The sequence below is a fragment of the uncultured Thiocystis sp. genome, assembly GCF_903866365.1.
Classification (GTDB): domain Bacteria; phylum Pseudomonadota; class Gammaproteobacteria; order Chromatiales; family Chromatiaceae; genus Chromatium.
Genome location: NZ_CAIPNF010000315.1, coordinates 1 through 1,810, shown reverse-complemented (window position 1 = coordinate 1,810; position 1,810 = coordinate 1). Strand labels below are relative to the sequence as shown.

Annotated in this window: 1 protein-coding gene; it reads right to left on the bottom strand. The window is 55.3% G+C overall.

Annotated features, from left to right (window positions below; all coding sequences use genetic code 11):
- Positions 1 to 384: 384 nt before the first annotated feature.
- Entirely contained in the window at positions 385 to 1,512 is a 1,128-nt protein-coding gene (locus tag QZY07_RS18020; protein ID WP_295405701.1) for a phosphotransferase, read from the bottom strand.
- Positions 1,513 to 1,810 lie beyond the last annotated feature (298 nt).

Sequence of the window (1,810 nt, the reverse complement as noted above, 5' to 3'; positions counted from 1 at the left end):
GCCCGCAATTTCCTGGCGGGAGTCCATTTGGCTGCGGTCAGCATCCTGCTCACATGATGGAAAGGCTCTGGATCTCAGTGCTAATCCCACACAACATGAATTGATGACACGCCCTAGGACTTACGCATTGACAGAAGATCGAAATTGTGGACCGACGTGCTCCATGTCCGGCATGAACATTCGAATAAAAGAAGCAACGACATCGTTAAATAAGTCGCGTTGCAAAGCATAGGCATTACGAAGGATGTCGGTTGCACACAGTCGCTGCAATTGCGCATCGCCGAAAATCGCGGCAAAGAGATGATTGTGAATCGCCGCGCCTTAACATACCTGAAAGTGCTCCAGATGGCAAACTTGCTTGAGCGTCCGGCGATATTGCTCAATTTACCAATGTTGCGCTACCGAGTTTAGATCATGGGCAAAGCAATTGGCGATCAACGCTCGGAGCGTCTCTTCATGACTTTCGATCTCCGTGACCAGGGCGAACTGGGCGCGTGCCTTGTGCAGATTCTGACCCGGTTCATCGATCCGAAAATAATGATCGCCTTCCAAATGGTCGGTCAGGAAGCGCAGACCCAGTTCAAAGGGCATAAGACGGATCGCGTCATAGAGCAAATCGATATCGGGTTGGGGTAGAAAGCCTCTGGTTTCACTGGCGTAACCGGCGAGGATGCCCGCGCAGATCGTCGTATCGAACCGCACCTCGGCGGAATTCCGCGTGCCATCGCCGTCGCGGTTGCAGCAGGAGCGCAGACAGTCGCCCAGATCATGCTGGATCAGGCCGGGCTGAACGGTGTCGAGATCGATCAATGCCAGCGCATGCACGCCGTCGCGCGCGAACAGGATGTTATCAAGCTTAGGGTCGCCGTGCGTGACTCTGAGCGGGATCTCCCCGGCCTTGAGCGATGTCTCCAATACATCCGCCAGCCACATACGCTCAATGACAAAATCGAGACAGTCGCGAATCGCCTGTCCACCTTGCCCCTGGCCCTGTTCGGCGACAGACAAAAAGCGCTTCAGATACTTCGGGGTGGCATGGAAACCCGGCAGGGTTAGTGCAAGGCGCTCGATGGGCAGCGACGCAACTAGACGATGGAAACGCCCGAGCAGGGCGCCTACCTCGCACGCTTGAGTGTCATTCTCGATGCGCGTCAGGGTCACGGCATCCGAAATGAATTCCATTAATCGCCAGATGGCGCCATCCGCGTCGCGGAGAAAATCACCCCCCTCGCGGGTCGCGATTAAGGACGGCAGGCGCAGATCCGTGCCGGTCAGTTCAGCCAGATGTACACCGAGTACGCGCAGGTTATCCATGATCCGCTCGGGGGCGGGAAAGACCGCTCCGTTGATGCGTTGGAGCACGTAACGCTGGCCTCCCGCATCCAGACAAAAGGTGTCGTTGATTAGCCCTCGGCCCAACGGTTCGATGGCGCCGAGCGGATGGGCGATGGCGAACCGGGCGGCGATATCGCGAAGGTTGGGTGGGCAGGAGGTGGCGAGTGACTGGTGCATGCCGCTAAGCTACTTGCGAAAAGGACTGTTATGCAAGTAAATCATATTGAGTGGCTCCCACTTGGGATCGCAGCTGAATGGCGCGGAGCGGGGTTTACGAGACAGGGCGAGCGCGCTTAAATCCTCAGCCAAATCAATATTGTTCGGCATACGTATTGGCTCTCCCGGATTTAAAGTGCAAAATCAAATTCATTCAAAACAAAGATTTATGATCTTTTTTGCCGGACACGCTGCCCTCAAAATCAGGCTGGGCACCAGCATTGCAAGTCATTGATTAATATGAAACCGCTAGGCGAAT

Excerpts from the sequence above, each read along its gene's own strand:
- QZY07_RS18020 (WP_295405701.1), bottom strand. The coding sequence starts at position 1,512 with ATGCACCAGTCACTCGCCACCTCCTGCCCACCCAACCTTCGCGATATC.